The sequence below is a fragment of the Streptomyces sp. NPDC039430 genome (assembly GCF_055639435.1).
Window position 1 is genome coordinate 33,596 of record NZ_JBVKAK010000011.1, and the last position, 14,833, is coordinate 48,428.

The window sequence follows — 14,833 nt, forward strand, 5'->3', positions numbered from 1 at the left end:
CCATCCGATGTCATTCCCGTCCCCTGTCATGCCCGTCCCCCCGTCTGTCCGCCGTCCGCGTACGGCCGTTGTCCGCCGCCCCGCCGCCCCGCCGCCCCGCCGCCCCGCCGCGCGGGCGTGCCGGGCGCCTGTCCGCCGCGCTCAGTCCGCGACCATGCGCACCGCGCCCGGCAGATACTCGCGCTGGCGCACCACCCGGAACCACCCCTTGGGCAGCGGTATCGCCGCGTGCTCCTCGTGCACCACCCGTCCGCCTTCCGGGAGATGGAGGAACATCGGTCCGAGCCCGTCGCCCGGTTCACGGACCAGCCGGCCCGGTCCGGCCACCGCGTGGGCGTGGCCGGTGACCTCGCCGAGGGCCAGGACCAGCCGCCCCCGCGCGTCCCTCGGCTCTCCCGGGGCGCGCTCGGCGTCCACGACGCGCGGCGGCACCGTCTCCTCCGCGACGGGCACGATAAGGACGTCTCCCTGCCGGAACATGGCTCTCCCCTCGACCGGCGGCGCCGGTGCGCCGACCTGTGAACGACGCTAGGGGGAGGGTCTGACAATCGGCCCCTGCGAGGGGTGTTGTCAGTGGCCGCTGGTAGAACTGCTCCACATCAGCCGATCACATGTCACAGGCGTCTGGAGCGTTCGTCATGGCCATCTCGAACCATCTGCGGGAGCTCTACGGCCTGCCCGCGTTCGACTTCCCCGCGGCGGAGACGACGGCGAAGCTCCCCGACCCGGCCACCGTGGCCTGGCGTATCTCGGTCGACTCGTACGACGCCGAGGAGGAGTGGGAGGCGGCGTTCGCGCGCTTCGCCGCGTCCGTGGACACCACCGAGGTCCGGGCGTTGATCGTCGGATCGTGGAGCGAGGCCTACGAATCCGGCCCCGACGAGGTGATCTCGGCCCTCGTCGCCGCCCGCGACCGGCTGCCCGCACTGCGCGCCCTGTTCCTCGGTGACATCACCTACATGGAGTGCGAGATCTCCTGGATCAACCAGGGGCTGGTGACCCCGCTGCTCGACGCCTTTCCCGAGCTGCTGGAATTCGGTGTCCGCGGCGGCCAGGGCCTGCGCTTCCCCGCCGTCCGGCACGCGCGGCTGCGCTCGCTCACCATCGAGACGGGCGGCCTCGACGCCGAAGTGGTGCGGTCCGTCGCGGCGAGCGACTTCCCGGAGCTGGAGCACCTCGACCTCTGGCTCGGCACGTCGTGGTACGGCGCGAACGCCAACACGGCCGATCTGGCGCCGATCCTGGCCGGGGCGCGGCTGCCCCGGCTGAGGTCGCTGGCGCTGCGCAACAGCGAGATACAGGACGAGATCGCCGTGGCGCTGGCCGGTGCCCCGGTCGTGGCCGGGCTGGAGACACTCGATCTCTCGATGGGCACGCTCGGCGACGACGGCGCGGAGGCTCTCCTCGGCGGCCAGCCGCTCAGCCATCTCAAGAAGCTCGATCTGCACCACAACTACCTCGGCGAGGCGATGCGGAAGCGTCTCCTCGACACACTGGGCGCCGCCGGTGTCGAGATCGACCTCTCCGAGAGCACGGAGCCGGACCGTGAGTCGGACGGCCTTGAGCACCGCTACACCGCGGTGGCGGAGTAACGGATGGCCCCGGACCCGAGCTCCACGCCCCTGAGCGACACGTCCCCGAGCCCCGCGTCCCGAAGCGACACGGCCCCGGCCGGCGCCGATCCGAAGCTGGTCGTGGTCGGGGTCCCCGGCAACCGTCGCGTATCGCTGTTCCAGGACGCCGTACGGGCCGCCGGGCTGGCCCCCGCCCGCGAGGTGGCCTGGCGCGATGTGCTGGACGGCCGGGCGCGGTTCACGGCCGGGGAGACGGTACGGACCGACTCCCCGGGTGAGGACCCGGAGGTGGACCGGCTGCTGCGCGGCGTGGACGATCCGACCCGCGTCGAGGGCACGGCCCGCTGGTACGAGGGTTTCATGGCGGCGGCCCGGGATCTCGGCCGGGCCGTCTCCGCCGCCGGCGCCGATCCGCTGGACGATCCCGGCGAGTTGGCGGTCCTCTTCGACAAGCGGCTGTGCCATGGCGTGCTGGACGCGGCGAGGGTGCGCGTCCCGGTGTCCCCCACCTCGGGCCCCGACGGCCCGGCCGTGTCCGGCTGGGACGATGTCCGCGCCCTGATGGCCGGAGCCGGGCTCCGCCGCGCGTTCGTCAAGATCGCCCACGGCTCGTCGGCCTCGGGTGTCCTCGCCGTCGAGAGGGCGGGCCCCGGCCGGGTGCGTGCCCTCACCTCCGTCGAGCGGGGCGGCGCGGGCCGGCTCTTCAACTCCCTGCGGGTCCGGGACTACACCAGCGAGCGCGACGTGGCCGCGATCATCGACACCCTCGCGCCCGACGGACTGCACATCGAGCAGTGGGTGCCGAAGGGCGTCCTGGACGGCAGGTCGGCCGATCTGCGGGTGGTGGTCGTCGCGGGCCGTGCCACGCACGTGGTCGTACGGACCAGCCGCTCCCCCATGACAAATCTCCACCTGGGCGGGAAGCGCGGCGATCTCGACGCGGCCCGCGCCGTGATCAAGGCGTCCGGCGGCAGCCTCTCCACGGCTCTCGCCCTCGGTGAAGCGGCGGCCGACTGCTTCCCCCTGACCCACTGCGTGGGCGTCGATCTGCTGCCCGCCCCGAGCTGGCGACGGTACGCCGTGGGCGAGGTCAACGCCTTCGGTGATCTGCTGCCCGGTCTCACGGGACTGCCGGGCCGCGGCGCCGAGGGCCTGGACACGTACGCGGCGCAGCTCGCCGCCCTGCCGAGGCGTGCGACCCGCCGGACGACCGAGGAGCCGGTGTGCGGAACCCCGACATGAACGAGGTCGTCGGGCGGGACGACCTTCTGCTCGTCACCCTCGACACGCTGCGCTTCGATGTCGCGGAGGAACTGGCCGCCGCGGGCCGCATTCCGCATCTCGCCCGGCATCTCCCGGACGGCCGCTGGGAGAAGCGGCATGCCCCGGGAAGCTTCACCTACGCCTCGCATCAGGCGATCTTCGCCGGATTTCTGCCCACCCCCGCCGCTCCGGGTCCGCATCCACGGCTGTTCGCCGCGCGCTTCGGCGGCAGCGAGACCACGGCAGACCGGACCTTTGTCTATGACACACCCGATCTGGTCTCGGGCCTCGCCGCGGCCGGGTACCGCACGGTGTGCCTGGGCGGGGTCGGCTTCTTCAACAAACAGGGCGCGCTCGGCTCCGTACTGCCCGGGATGTTCCAGGAGAGCCACTGGGAGCCGGAGTTCGGCGTGGCCTCGCCCACTTCCTTCGCGTCGCAGGTCGACCGCGCGGAGAAGGTCGTCGCCGGGCTGGGGCCCGGCCGGCGGCTGTTCCTGTTCGTCAATGTGGCGGCGCTGCATCAGCCCAACTGGTTCCATCTGCCCGGTGCCACCCGGGAGGCGGGCGACTCGCGGGCCACGCACGCCGCCGCGCTGGAGTATGTCGACCGCCATGTCGGCCGGCTCTTCGCCGCCGCGAGCAGCCGTCGGCGCTGCTTCACGATCGTCTGTTCCGACCATGGCACCGCCTACGGCGACGACGGCTGGACCGGCCACCGTCTGGGCCATGAGGTGGTCTGGACCGTGCCGTACGCCCATTTCCTCCTGGAGAGCGGGACAGCCCGATGAGCACCACCCTCGCATCTCGTCCCTACGAGAATTACGTCTACGCCTATCCGCACAAGACCGCCTACCGCCCGCTGGAGGACCGTCCGGCGCTGCGCGGGCTGTGGGCCGGTGAACGCAAGGACGCGCTCTCCCTCTATCTGCACATACCGTTCTGCGAGGTCCGCTGCGGCTTCTGTAACCTCTTCACCCGGATCGGCGCCCCCGACGGGCTGACGACGCGCTATCTCGACGCGCTCGACCGGCAGGCGACAGCCGTGCGCGACGCCCTGGCGGAGGCGGAAGCCGCCCCGGAAACCGGCGCCGGCACCGTACGGTTCGCCACGGCGGCCTTCGGCGGCGGTACGCCCACCTATCTGGACGCCGACGAGCTGGACCGGCTCTGCGACATCGCGGAGAAGCGGATGGGGGCCGATCTGCGGGCCGTCCCGCTCTCGGTGGAGACCTCCCCCGCCACGGCCACCGCCGACCGGCTGGCGGTGCTCGCCGAGCGGGGTGCCACGCGACTGAGCATCGGCGTCCAGAGTTTCGTCGACACGGAGGCGAAGGCCGCCGTACGCCCGCAGCGCCGCGCCGAGGTCGAGGCCGCGCTCGGCCGCATCAGGGACGCCCGGATCCCCGTCCTGAACATCGACCTGATCTACGGCATCGACGGCCAGACGGAGACGAGCTGGCGCCACTCCCTGGACGCCGCGCTCGCCTGGCGGCCCGAGGAGCTGTATCTCTACCCTCTGTACGTACGGCCGCTCACCGGCCTCGACCGGCTCGGCGCCGGCGGTGACGCCGCCTGGGACGAGCAGCGGCTGCGCCTCTACCGGCAGGGCCGCGACCAGCTGCTCGCCCACGGCTACGAGCAGACGTCGATGCGGATGTTCCGCCGCCCGGACGTTCCGTTCGAGGCCACCGGCGCGGACGACTACGCGTGCCAGACCGACGGGATGATCGGTCTGGGCTGCGGGGCCCGCTCCTACACCTCCGCGCTCCACTACTCGTTCGACTACGCGGTCGACATGCGTGAGATACGCGGCATCATCGACAGCTATACGGCGACGGAGGACTTCTCCCGCGCGGAGGTCGGCCGGCGGATCGACGAGGACGAGGCGCGCCGCCGTCATCTCCTCCAGTCCCTCCTCCAGGCCGGCGGGATGGCGGAGGCGGGCTACCGCGAGCGGTTCGGCTCCGGCCCAGCCGAGGACTTCCCGGTCGAGCTGGCCCGGTTCGCGTCCGCCGGCTGGCTCGACCAGAGCGCGCCGGCCGGTCTGCTGCGCCTCTCCCCCGAGGGGCTCGCGTACTCGGACGCGCTGGGCCCGGCGCTCTTCTCCCCCGCCGTACGCGCCGCGATGGCCGCGTACGAGAGGAAGTGAGGTCCATGGACCTGACGATCCTCTACCGCGGCCCGCTCGCCTCCTGCGACTACGACTGCCCGTACTGCCCGTTCGCCAAGCGCCGCGACAGCCGGGACCAACTGCGCGCGGACCGGGCCGCCCTGGAGCGCTTCACCGCCTGGGCGTCGGAGCAGCGGGAGGACAGGCTGTCGGTGCTGTTCACCCCGTGGGGCGAGGGGCTGGTGCGGTCCTGGTACCGGCGCGCCCTCACCGAGCTGTCCGGGCTGCCGCACATCGGCCGCGTGGCGATCCAGACGAATCTCAGCTGCCGCACGGACTGGCTGGCGGACGCCGATCCCGCGAAGCTCGCCCTGTGGTGTACGTACCACCCGGGCCAGACGCCCTACGACCGCTTTCTCGCGAAGACCCATGAGCTGGCGGACCGGTCGATCCGGTTCAGTGTGGGGGTCGTCGGCCTTCCGGACCATCTGGAGCATGCCCGCCGGCTGCGCGCGGACCTGCCCCAGGAGGTGTATCTCTGGATCAACGCGGCCGAGGGGCACGGCTATACGGACGAGGAGGCCGACCGCTGGACGGCTCTCGATCCGCTCTTCCCCTACAGCCGCAGCCCGCACCGCTCGGCCGGTCTGCCCTGCCGTACGGGCGAGTCGGTGATCTCGGTGGACGGCGAGGGGACGGTGCGGCGCTGCCACTTCGTCCGCGCCGAGCTCGGCAATCTCTACGACGGGTCCTACCGGCGGGCGCTGGCTCCGCGGGCGTGCCCGCTGGCGGTGTGCGACTGCCATATCGGCTATGTACATCTGGAGACGCTGCCGTTGTACGACGTCTTCGCCGGAGGGGTGCTGGAGCGGATCCCGGCGGGGATACGACCGGCCGGACCCACCACGGCTGGGGAGTCTCCGCGGATCAGTGTTTGAGGGGCAGAAGGTCGGGGCGTTTCGCCTCGACATGATCGCCGGACGACTCGCCGCGCAGCCGTCGCCCGATCCACGGCACCAGATACTCGCGCGCCCAGTGGATGTTGTCGCGCCGCACCTCCAGCGTTCCGCGCGGGGGCTGTGGCGGCCATGGCTGATCCGGGTCCGCGGGCACATCGAGGCCGAGCACCTGCGCGGCGCGCAACGCGACGCGGGTGTGCCCCTCGGGTGACAGATGCAGCCGGTCGCCGTCCCAGGCGCGCCTGTCCTGGACGGACTTGAGCGACCAGAGATCGAGCACCGGGCAGTCGTAGCGGTCCGCGATGGCCCGCACATGGGCGGTGTACGTGGCGATCTTGCCGCGCAGATGGCGCAGCACGGGCACGCCCCGGGTGTCGAAGCCGGTGGTCACCATGACCGTGCCGACTGCGCCGGAGAGATCGGCGACGGCCCGCTCGAAACGTTCGGCGACATCGTCGGGGTCGGTGCCGGGCCGGATGATGTCATTGCCGCCGGCGCAGAACGTCACCAGATCCGGGGCGAGTTCCTTCGCGCGCGGTATCTGTTCGTCGACGATCTGGTCGAGGAGCCGGCCGCGTACGGCGAGATTGGCGTACCGGAAATGGCCGTGGGCGGTGTTCTCCGTCGCACCCGAGACCGCCAGTTGGTCGGCGAGCAGGACCGCGAACCGGTCCGCCCAGCCGACATATGTCCCGTCGGGGCCCGGATCACCCACCCCCTCGGTGAAGCTGTCGCCGATCGCCGCGTAGGACCCGAGTACGCCATTTCTTCTTGATCTCGAATCGTCTGCCACAGCACCACATCATTCACCGGCATATGTGACCTACGCGACCGTAAGGAGGGGTTGACGCCGGGTGAGATATGCCATCGGTCAAGATTCGGCCAAGCGGGAATAGCCGCAAACCTCCGCTGCCCGGCACGGAAAGTGCCGGGCAGCGGAATGGGCCGAGGTGATCTGACGGGTCAGAGGTTGACGCCGTGCTCCCGGAGGTAGGCGACCGGGTCGACGTCCGAGCCGTACTCGGGGCCGGTGCGGATCTCGAAGTGCAGGTGCGGTCCGGTGGAATTGCCCGTGGAACCGGAGAGTCCGATCTGCTGGCCCGCGCTGACGGTGTCGCCCGCGGAGACCTCCAGGGACGACAGGTGGCCGTACTGCGAGTACATGCCGTCGCTGTGCTGGATGACGATCTGGTTGCCGTACGAGCCGCCCCAGCCGGCCGTCACGACCGTGCCGTCGCCGACCGCCTTGACGGGGGTGCCCGAGGACGCCGAGAAGTCGACACCGGTGTGGTAGCCGCTGGACCAGCTGGAGCCGGAGGCGCGGTACGGCGTGGAGGTGGGTCCGTCGACCGGCGCGGTGAAGCCGGAACCGGTGCTCGGCTCCGCGGTGTCGGCGGCGGGGGCCTGTTCGGCGGCCGAGGCGGCGGACTCGTCCGTCGAGCCGCTCGACGACGAGTCGCCGGACGCGGTGTCGCCGGACGACGCGGTGGCGGAGTCGGCCGAGGAGGAATCGGCGGTGTCGGCGGGCGAGGAGGCGGTGTCGGCCGAGGAGCTGGAGGGCTCCGCCGGAGCCTCGGACGGGGAACTCGCCGCGGCCCTCGCGCCGAGGGTCAGCTTGAGGCCCGGGTGGATCAGCGACGGGTTGTCGCCGACGGCCTCGCGGTTGTCCTGGTACAGCTTGTGCCAGCCGCCGCGGACATGGTGCTCGACGGCGATCTTCGAGAGATAGTCCCCGGCGACCACGGTGTAGGTCCTCGCGACCTTGGTGGCGGCGGCCCGGACGGCGGCCTGCTTCGTCTCGGCCCGCTGCTGGGCGCCGGACAGATTCTGGGCCGTGTGCGCCGAGGCGGGAACAGCGGCCTGCGGGGCGGTCGCGGGAGCGGCCTTCTCCGCGGCGTGCGCGCCGGTGGCGCCGATGAGCGGAAGCGCGATGGCCGCGCCACCCGTGCCGGCGGCGATGAATCCGCGCGAGATGGGATTGGTCTTGGGACGGCGGTGCTTACCCTTCGCGGGCATGGCGAATTCCTCTCCGGCGCCTGCGAGGTGAGCTGTCGGGTTCGGGCTGGAGCTGCCCGGCCGCGCGTGGTGCGCGACTTCACCCCAAGCCGTCCGGAGTTCCGGACCGGCGTACTACCTGGGTCCCCCGCTCCTGCCACGCGTTGATGGATGGATGCGAATTCCAAGCGGCGGCAGGATTCGGCGATCCGCTCGGATTGAGGCTGAAGGTAAGCGAGCCGGACGGCCGGAACAAGATGCCGTATTCCCGCGGTCGCACCCGTTCCGGATATCGCCCGGGTTATCCGGTCACCCTGTGTGGATTCCGGTCTCCAATTTCCTTACGGGGGAGCAATTCCCCTTCCCGATACCACCACGCAACGTCACGGATATGATCCTGCTCACGGCCCCGAGCCCATCTCCCCCGCGACCGGGGCAGGTTATACGGAATCACCCATTCCGGACAGATGGGCATGTGGGCGATATTCACCGGCACAGCGTGTCCGAATAATGCGCTTCTGCCCCCTCGGGCGCTGGGCTGATTGCTACAGGTTGCCTGAGGAACAAATGTCGTAGGGTCGGGAATCGACATCGTCGGCGAGCCGCGCCGACGGCAGACACGGAGGAGCACGCCGTGACGCAGCAGCTGCCGCAGGTCCCGTCGACAGAGCCCGAGTTGTCCGGCGTGCGCAACTTCCGCGACGTGGGCGGGCTGCCGACCACGGACGGCCGGCGGGTGGCCCACGGCAGGCTCTTCCGCAGCGGGCATCTCGCCAACGCCACCCCGGCCGACGCCGCCTTCCTCACCTCCCTCGGCCTGCACACCATCTTCGACTTCCGCAACGGCGCCGATCTGAAGCTCGACGGCGCGGACGTGGAGCTGCCCGGCGTACGCAATGTGAACCTGCCGCTCACCGATCCGGCGGACGGCGCCGAGTTCTGGCTGATGGTGCGGGACGGCGATCTCGACCAGCTGCGCTCGCTCCTCTCGGACGGCAAGGCGGCGAACCGGATGATCGACTCGTACCGGACGATCATCACGGAACGCACCGCCGAGCACAGCCGCGTCCTGCACTCGCTCGCCGAGGACAGCGTCCCCGCGCTCATGCACTGCGCGGCGGGCAAGGACCGGGCGGGGCTCTCCATCGCGGTGTCCCTGCTCGCCGTCGGGGTGGAGCCCGAGGCGATCGAGGCCGACTACCTCAAGTCGAACGACCCGAGCCGCCGCTACCCGATCCGCCGCAGCGACAGCTCGTCCGCCGGGATGTCCTCGGAGGTGATGGAGCTCCTCAGTCCGCTCTTCGACGCTCGCGCCGAGTACCTCGCGGCGGCCTTCGAGACCATCGAGAAGACCTGGGGCACCACGGACCGCTATCTGACCGAGGGGCTCGGGCTCGCCCCCGAGACCCGCGAGCGGCTCCGCGCCCGCCTTCTCGACGAGGGCTGACCGAGCGACGGCGAAACCCCTGGCCGCCCCGCCCGAGCCGCCCCCCGCTCCGCCGCCCCGGGCCGCTACCCCCGCGAGCCCATCTCGAAGAGCAGATAGAGGAAGGCCGCGAAGAGATGGCCGGCGATCAGATAGGCGAAGAGCCGGATGACCAGCCCGCGGGGGAACTTCCCCTCCTCCTTCATGACATGACCGGGCACGGCGTTCTCCTGCACGGCGTTCTCGGGCGCAACGTTCTCCGGCACGGCGTTCTCCTGCACGGGGTTCTCCGACACGGGGTTCTCCGGCTCGGGCATGGTGGCAGACCTCTCTCAGCAGGTCAGCGGCGATGGGCCCCGGCGCCGAGGCACAACTCGGCGGCGGGGCTCTGCAGCAGGGTATGGACGAAGAGCAGCTCGGTCCCCTCGGGTCCGGCCGCCGCGATCCGGTGCGGGGTGAGCGAGTCGAAGTGCGCGCTGTCCCCGGGGCCGAGTACGTGCACGGCGTCCCCGAGAGTCAGCCGCAGGCGTCCTTCGAGAACATGGAGCCACTCCTCACCCGCGTGTACGCGGACGAGGTCACCCTGCGCCCCGTACGGGACCTGGAGCCGCAGCGGCTGCATGGCCCGGCCCGAGCCGCCCGCCTGGTAGTAGGTCCAGCCGTCGGCCTCGACCGGTTCCATCCGGTCGGCCCGGACGATGGGATCGCGTTCCGGCACGATCTCCCCGAGCAGCTCGGATACGGTCGTACCGTAGATACGGGCGAGGCTCAGCAGCATCGGCAGCGACGGTTGTCTGCGGCCGGTTTCCAGCCGGGAGAGATGGGCCGGGGAGAGCCCGGCCCGCCGGGCGGCGGTCTCCAGGGTGAGGCGCCGGCCCCGGCGCAGGTCGCGCAGGCGGGGAGCGACATCGGGCAGCCGGCCGGACAGGTCTTCGCCGGCCTCTCCGGCGGGAGGTGTGCTCATGTGTCCATTGCGCCAGGAACTTTCCTCCGAGGCAAATTTCTTACCTCGGAGGCAAAGCGCAGCCCTCCGGACGCGCTATCGGTTGGCCACGGCCTGCTTCACCAGGGTCCTGCCGAAGTCCCACATCAGTCCGCCACCACCGTGGGCGTCGTCCATGACCGCCGTGAAGGCCTCCACGAAGCGCTCGACCTCCCGCTCCCCGATGGTCAGCGGCGGAATCAGCTTGATCACTTCCAGCTGGTCGCCGGAGACCTGGGTGAGGATCCGGTGCTTCTGGAGCAGCGGTACGACCACCATCTGCGCGAAGAGTCCCTTGCGGGCCGCCTGGAGCATGGTCCACCGGCCGCGGAGCTTGATCGAGTTCGGCCGGCCGAACTCGATGCCGATCATCAGGCCCCGGCCGCGTACCTCGTGCAGCAGTTCATAGCGGTCGACGAGCGCGGCCAGCCGTGACCTGAGCAGATCCCCGGTGGTCCGGGCATTGGCCACAATGTTCTCGTCCTCCATCACGGACAGCACGGCCAGGCCCGCGGCCATGGCCTGGGCATTGGATCCGAAGCTCGCCGAGTGGACCAGCACCCGGTCCATCGAGGAGTAGACCTTCTTGAAGATCCAGTCCTTGCCGAGGGTCGCGCCGACGGGTACGTAACCGCCGGAGAGCGCCTTGGCCACGCAGACGAGATCCGGCTCCACCCCTTCCTCGTGCTGGTACGCGTAGAAGTCCCCGGTCCTGCCGAGGCCGGTCTGTACCTCGTCGACGATGAGCAGCGCCTTGTGCTCGCGCAGCAGTTCCTGGGCGGCGCGCAGAAATCCGGGCGGTGTCCCGTGGACGCCCTTGCCCTGGATCGGTTCGACGACGAAGGCGGCCACATCGCCGCGTGCGAGTTCCCTCTCCAGCCCGTCGAGATCGCCGAGCGCCAGAGCGGTGTCGGGCAGCAGCGGTGCGAAGCCGTCCCGGAAGCCGTCCTCGCCGTTGACCGACAGCGAGCCCGTGGTGAGCCCGTGGAAGGCGTGCGAGCAGTACAGGATCCTGGGTTTCCCGGTCGCGTACCGCGCGAACTTCAGCGCCGTCTCCACCGCTTCCGTACCGCTGTTGCCGAAGAACACCCGGTCCAGATGCGGGGAGTGGGCGAGCAGTTTCTCGGCGAGGAGTCCGGGCAGCGGCTGGCAGTCGAAGCGGGTGAGGTCGGCGAGCGAGGCGTCGAGGACGTCGTGGAGCGCCTTGCGTACGACGGGGTGGTGCCGGCCGAGACCCATGACGCCGAAGCCGGCGAGCATGTCCAGATAGTCGTTGCCTTCCTCGTCCCAGAAGTAGGCGCCCTCGGCCCGCTCGTAGAACCGGTCGAAACCGATGGTGTGCAGCATGCGCGGGAGCTGGTGGTTGAGGTGCTTGGTGTGCAGCTCGTAGCGCTCGGCGCCGCGCTCGGCGAGCAGCCGCGACAGGTCGAAACCCGTGGGCTCGGTCATTCCGTGCTCTCCTTGCCTGCCGGGCTCTTTCTGCCTGCCGGGTTCTCCCCGCCTGCCGGGTTCCGCTCGCTCGCCGGCCTCCCCACGCGTACCCGGCTCTCGTGACGTGCCAGGGCCGCGCCGATCCGGCCCGCGATCTCCGCCGGGGTGAGACCGACGTCGGCCAGCACCTCACTCCGTTTGGCGTGGGCGAGGAACTCCTCGGGGAGACCGAAGGTCCGCACCGGTACGTCGACCCCGGCGTCACGCAGCGACTGTCCGACGGCCGAACCCACTCCGCCACTGCGGCTGTTGTCCTCGACGACCGCGACCAGCCGGTGCCGTTCCGCCAGCGGGGCGAGCTGTTCGTCAACGGGCTTGACCCACCGGGGATCCACCACGGTGCAGCCGATACCGCGCTCCGCGAGCAGCTCCGCCGCCTGGAGGCACACGGGCGCGAGCGCCCCCACCGATACGAGCAGCACGTCCGCGTCCGCCGCGCGGCGCAGGACGTCCATCCCTCCCACGCGTCCGAGCGCCGGGATCCCGGCGCCCGCCGACTCCTTGGCGAACCGGACGACCGTCGGCGCGTCGTCCACGGCCACCGCCTCGCGCAGCTGCGCCCGCAGCTGTCCCGCGTCGCGCGGCGCCGCGATCCGCAGCCCGGGTACGCACTGAAGGATCGACATGTCCCACATGCCGTTGTGCGAGGCCCCGTCGACCCCGGTGACCCCGGCCCGGTCCAGTACGAACGTGACGCCGCACCGGTGCAGGGCGACATCCATCAGCAACTGGTCGAAGGCGCGGTTGAGGAACGTGGCGTAGACGGCGACGACCGGATGCAGCCCGCCCGTGGCGAGACCCGCGGCGGAGACCGCCGCGTGCTGCTCGGCGATCCCCACATCCCAGACCCGGTCGGGGAAGCGCTCGGCGAACTTCGTCAGCCCGACGGGGTGCAGCATGGCCGCCGTGATCGCCACGACGTCGGGGCGCTCCTCGCCGATCGCGACGATCTCGTCGCGGAACACCGAGGTCCAGGACGGTTCGCTCGGCGGTGCCAGCGGCTCGCAGGTCAGCGGATCCATCACGCCGACCGTATGGAAGCGGTCCGCCTCGTGCTCCAGCGCCGGCGCGTAGCCGCGCCCCTTCTCCGTCAGACAGTGCACCAGCACGGGCCCGTGGAAGCGTTTCGCGCGCCGCAGCGCCGATTCGAGGGCGGCGGTGTCATGTCCGTCGACCGGTCCGACGTATTTGAGGCCGAGGTCCTCGAACATGCCCTGCGGGGCGAAGGCGTCCTTGAAACCCTTCTTCGCGCCGTGCAGCGACCCGTACAGCGGCCGGCCCACCACGGGGGTGCGCTGGAGTACCTCCTTGCCCCAGGCCAGGACGGTCTCGTAGCCGTCGGTGGTACGGAGGGTGGCGAGGTGGTCGGCGAGTCCGCCTATCGTCGGACCGTAGGACCGTTCATTGTCGTTGACCACGATGATCAGGGGCCGGTCCTTGGCCGCGGCGATGTTGTTCAATGCCTCCCAGGCCATCCCGCCGGTGAGCGCCCCGTCGCCGATGACCGCGACAACATGGTCCTCGCCGCCCAGCACCTCACGGGCCTTGGCGAGTCCGTCGGCCCAGCCGAGCACCGTCGAGGCGTGCGAATTCTCGATGACATCGTGTGCGGACTCGGCGCGCGAGGGATAGCCGGACAGGCCGCCTTTGCCGCGCAGTTTGGAGAAGTCCTGCCGGCCCGTGAGGAGTTTATGGACATAGCTCTGATGGCCGGTGTCCCACAGAATTCGGTCGACGGGCGAATTGAAGACCCGATGCAGGGCGATGGTCAGTTCCACCACCCCGAGATTGGGCCCGAGATGGCCGCCGGTTCTGGCGACCGCCTGAATCAGGAACTGTCTGATGTCCCCGGCCAGTTCACCGATGTCACTTTCACTCAGCGCCTTGAGATCGCGCGGCCCCCGGATATTCTCCAAGACTGACACGCTCGGGCCCCCTCTCGGAATGCTTCCTCAGCTCACGGTGACGGCGGGAGTCCCCGGGGAACCCGTCGTCGAACTGTCCGGGTGTCGTCACCGCGTCCCGGCGACCGTCTCACGGACCGCCCGCAGCGACTCCTTGAGCGAGCCCATGGTGGCGAGGACGGCGGTCGGCTCGTAGCCGCAGTGCGCCATGCAGTTGGCGCAGCGCGCGTCCTTGCCGCGGCCGTACTTGTCCCAGTCCGTCTCCTCGATGAGCTGCCGGTACGTCGGCACGTACCCGTCGCTCATCAGATAGCAGGGGCGCTGCCAGCCGAAGAGCGAGTAGTTGGGGATGGCCCATGCCGTGCAGGGGAAGTCGGCCTTGCCTTCGAGGAAGTCCAGGAACAGCGGTGAGTGGTTGAGGCGCCAGCGCGCGCGGTTACCGCCGGCGAACGACTTCCTGAACAGCTCCCTGGTCTGCTCGACGCCAAGGAAGTGCTCCTGGTCGGGGGCCTTCTCGTAGGCGTAGGCGGGCGAGATCATCATCTCGTCGACCTTCAGATCGTCATTGAGGTAGTTGAGCACCTCGATGATGGTCTGCGGGGTGTCGGTGTTGAAGAAGGTGGAGTTGGTGGTCACCCGGAAACCGCGCCGCTTGGCCTCCTTGATGGCCGCCACGGCCTCGTCGAACACCCCCTCCTTCGCCACGGACTCGTCGTGCCGCTCACGCAGCCCGTCGATGTGCACCGCGAAGGCGAAATAGGGCGAAGGGGTGAACTTCTCGATCTTCTTGCGCAGCAGCATCGCGTTGGTGCACAGGAAGACGTATTTCCGCTTCGCCACCAGCTGCCGGACGATCTCGTCGATCTGCGGGTGCATCAGCGGCTCGCCACCGGCGATGGAGACCATGGGCGCCCCGGACTCCAGCACCGCCCCGACGGCCTGGGCAACGGGCATACGCTGCTTCAGGACGCCGGCCGGGTGCTGGATCTTGCCGCAGCCCTCACATTTCAGATTGCAGGCGAAGAGGGGTTCCAGCTCGACGATGAGCGGAAACTTCTCACGCTTGCGGAGCTTCTGTTCGACGAGGTACGTCCCGACCCTGATGGTCTGACGGAGCGGCATGGCCATC

At 70.4% G+C, this 14,833-nt stretch carries 14 protein-coding genes and 1 riboswitch; of the genes, 6 read left to right on the plus strand and 8 right to left on the minus strand.

What is annotated here, in order from left to right:
* Positions 1-141 precede the first annotated feature (141 nt).
* The gene (locus ACZ7LS_RS25845; RefSeq protein ID WP_382527641.1) at positions 142-480 is read right to left on the minus strand and encodes a hypothetical protein; all 339 of its coding nucleotides are present in this window, start codon (positions 478-480) and stop codon (positions 142-144) included.
* A 158-nt stretch (positions 481-638) separates the two neighbouring features.
* Between ACZ7LS_RS25845 and ACZ7LS_RS25850 the strand changes: the two genes are divergently transcribed.
* The 5 genes from ACZ7LS_RS25850 to ACZ7LS_RS25870 are packed head-to-tail and all read left to right on the plus strand — an operon-like array spanning position 639 to position 5,885.
* On the plus strand, positions 639-1,592 hold the full coding sequence (locus tag ACZ7LS_RS25850) for an STM4015 family protein (protein WP_382527644.1): 954 nt from the start codon (positions 639-641) through the stop codon (positions 1,590-1,592).
* Between the two features lie 3 nt (positions 1,593-1,595).
* Entirely contained in the window at positions 1,596-2,816 is a 1,221-nt protein-coding gene (locus ACZ7LS_RS25855; RefSeq protein WP_385134671.1) for an STM4014 family protein, read from the plus strand.
* The gene (locus ACZ7LS_RS25860) at positions 2,813-3,625 is read left to right on the plus strand and encodes an STM4013/SEN3800 family hydrolase (RefSeq protein WP_382670892.1); all 813 of its coding nucleotides are present in this window, start codon (positions 2,813-2,815) and stop codon (positions 3,623-3,625) included. The genes ACZ7LS_RS25855 and ACZ7LS_RS25860 overlap by 4 nt, the downstream gene beginning before the upstream one ends.
* Complete coding sequence (locus tag ACZ7LS_RS25865; protein ID WP_385134669.1) at positions 3,622-4,986, plus strand: STM4012 family radical SAM protein; 1,365 nt, start codon at positions 3,622-3,624, stop codon at positions 4,984-4,986. Before ACZ7LS_RS25860 ends, ACZ7LS_RS25865 begins: the two co-directional genes overlap by 4 nt.
* Positions 4,987-4,991: 5 nt before the next feature.
* Positions 4,992-5,885 carry an STM4011 family radical SAM protein gene (locus ACZ7LS_RS25870; RefSeq protein WP_385134667.1) on the plus strand — a complete coding sequence of 298 codons (894 nt, stop codon included), beginning with the start codon at positions 4,992-4,994 and terminating at the stop codon, positions 5,883-5,885.
* On the opposite strand, the gene ACZ7LS_RS25875 is transcribed toward ACZ7LS_RS25870, so the two are convergent.
* Both ACZ7LS_RS25875 and ACZ7LS_RS25880 read right to left on the minus strand, forming a co-directional pair.
* Positions 5,875-6,699 (minus strand): SGNH/GDSL hydrolase family protein, encoded by an 825-nt coding sequence (locus ACZ7LS_RS25875; RefSeq protein WP_382527655.1) that lies wholly within the window; start codon positions 6,697-6,699, stop codon positions 5,875-5,877. The two genes, ACZ7LS_RS25870 and ACZ7LS_RS25875, sit on opposite strands and share 11 nt — an antisense overlap.
* Positions 6,700-6,869: 170 nt before the next feature.
* The gene (locus ACZ7LS_RS25880; protein ID WP_382527658.1) at positions 6,870-7,922 is read right to left on the minus strand and encodes a M23 family metallopeptidase; all 1,053 of its coding nucleotides are present in this window, start codon (positions 7,920-7,922) and stop codon (positions 6,870-6,872) included.
* 4 nt (positions 7,923-7,926) lie between these two features.
* A riboswitch (cyclic di-AMP (ydaO/yuaA leader) is annotated at positions 7,927-8,091 on the minus strand.
* Between the two features lie 444 nt (positions 8,092-8,535).
* On the opposite strand from ACZ7LS_RS25880, the gene ACZ7LS_RS25885 reads away from it, so the two are divergent.
* On the plus strand, positions 8,536-9,348 hold the full coding sequence (locus ACZ7LS_RS25885) for a tyrosine-protein phosphatase (protein ID WP_385134665.1): 813 nt from the start codon (positions 8,536-8,538) through the stop codon (positions 9,346-9,348).
* A 65-nt stretch (positions 9,349-9,413) separates the two neighbouring features.
* Here ACZ7LS_RS25885 and ACZ7LS_RS25890 read toward each other — a convergent pair whose 3' ends face one another.
* The 5 genes from ACZ7LS_RS25890 to hpnH form a co-directional block, all read right to left on the minus strand.
* Positions 9,414-9,644, minus strand: a complete 231-nt coding sequence (locus tag ACZ7LS_RS25890; RefSeq protein ID WP_385134663.1) for a DUF6126 family protein — start codon at positions 9,642-9,644, stop codon at positions 9,414-9,416.
* A gap of 23 nt (positions 9,645-9,667) precedes the next feature.
* A complete protein-coding gene (locus ACZ7LS_RS25895; RefSeq protein ID WP_382527664.1) occupies positions 9,668-10,291 on the minus strand; it encodes a helix-turn-helix domain-containing protein in 624 nt (207 codons plus the stop codon).
* A 75-nt stretch (positions 10,292-10,366) separates the two neighbouring features.
* Entirely contained in the window at positions 10,367-11,758 is a 1,392-nt protein-coding gene (locus ACZ7LS_RS25900) for an aspartate aminotransferase family protein (RefSeq protein ID WP_382670763.1), read from the minus strand.
* Positions 11,755-13,725, minus strand: a complete 1,971-nt coding sequence (gene dxs / locus ACZ7LS_RS25905; RefSeq protein WP_385134661.1) for a 1-deoxy-D-xylulose-5-phosphate synthase — start codon at positions 13,723-13,725, stop codon at positions 11,755-11,757. Before dxs ends, ACZ7LS_RS25900 begins: the two co-directional genes overlap by 4 nt.
* A gap of 87 nt (positions 13,726-13,812) precedes the next feature.
* Positions 13,813-14,832 carry an adenosyl-hopene transferase HpnH gene (hpnH, locus tag ACZ7LS_RS25910; protein WP_382527671.1) on the minus strand — a complete coding sequence of 340 codons (1,020 nt, stop codon included), beginning with the start codon at positions 14,830-14,832 and terminating at the stop codon, positions 13,813-13,815.
* Position 14,833: the final 1 nt, after the last annotated feature.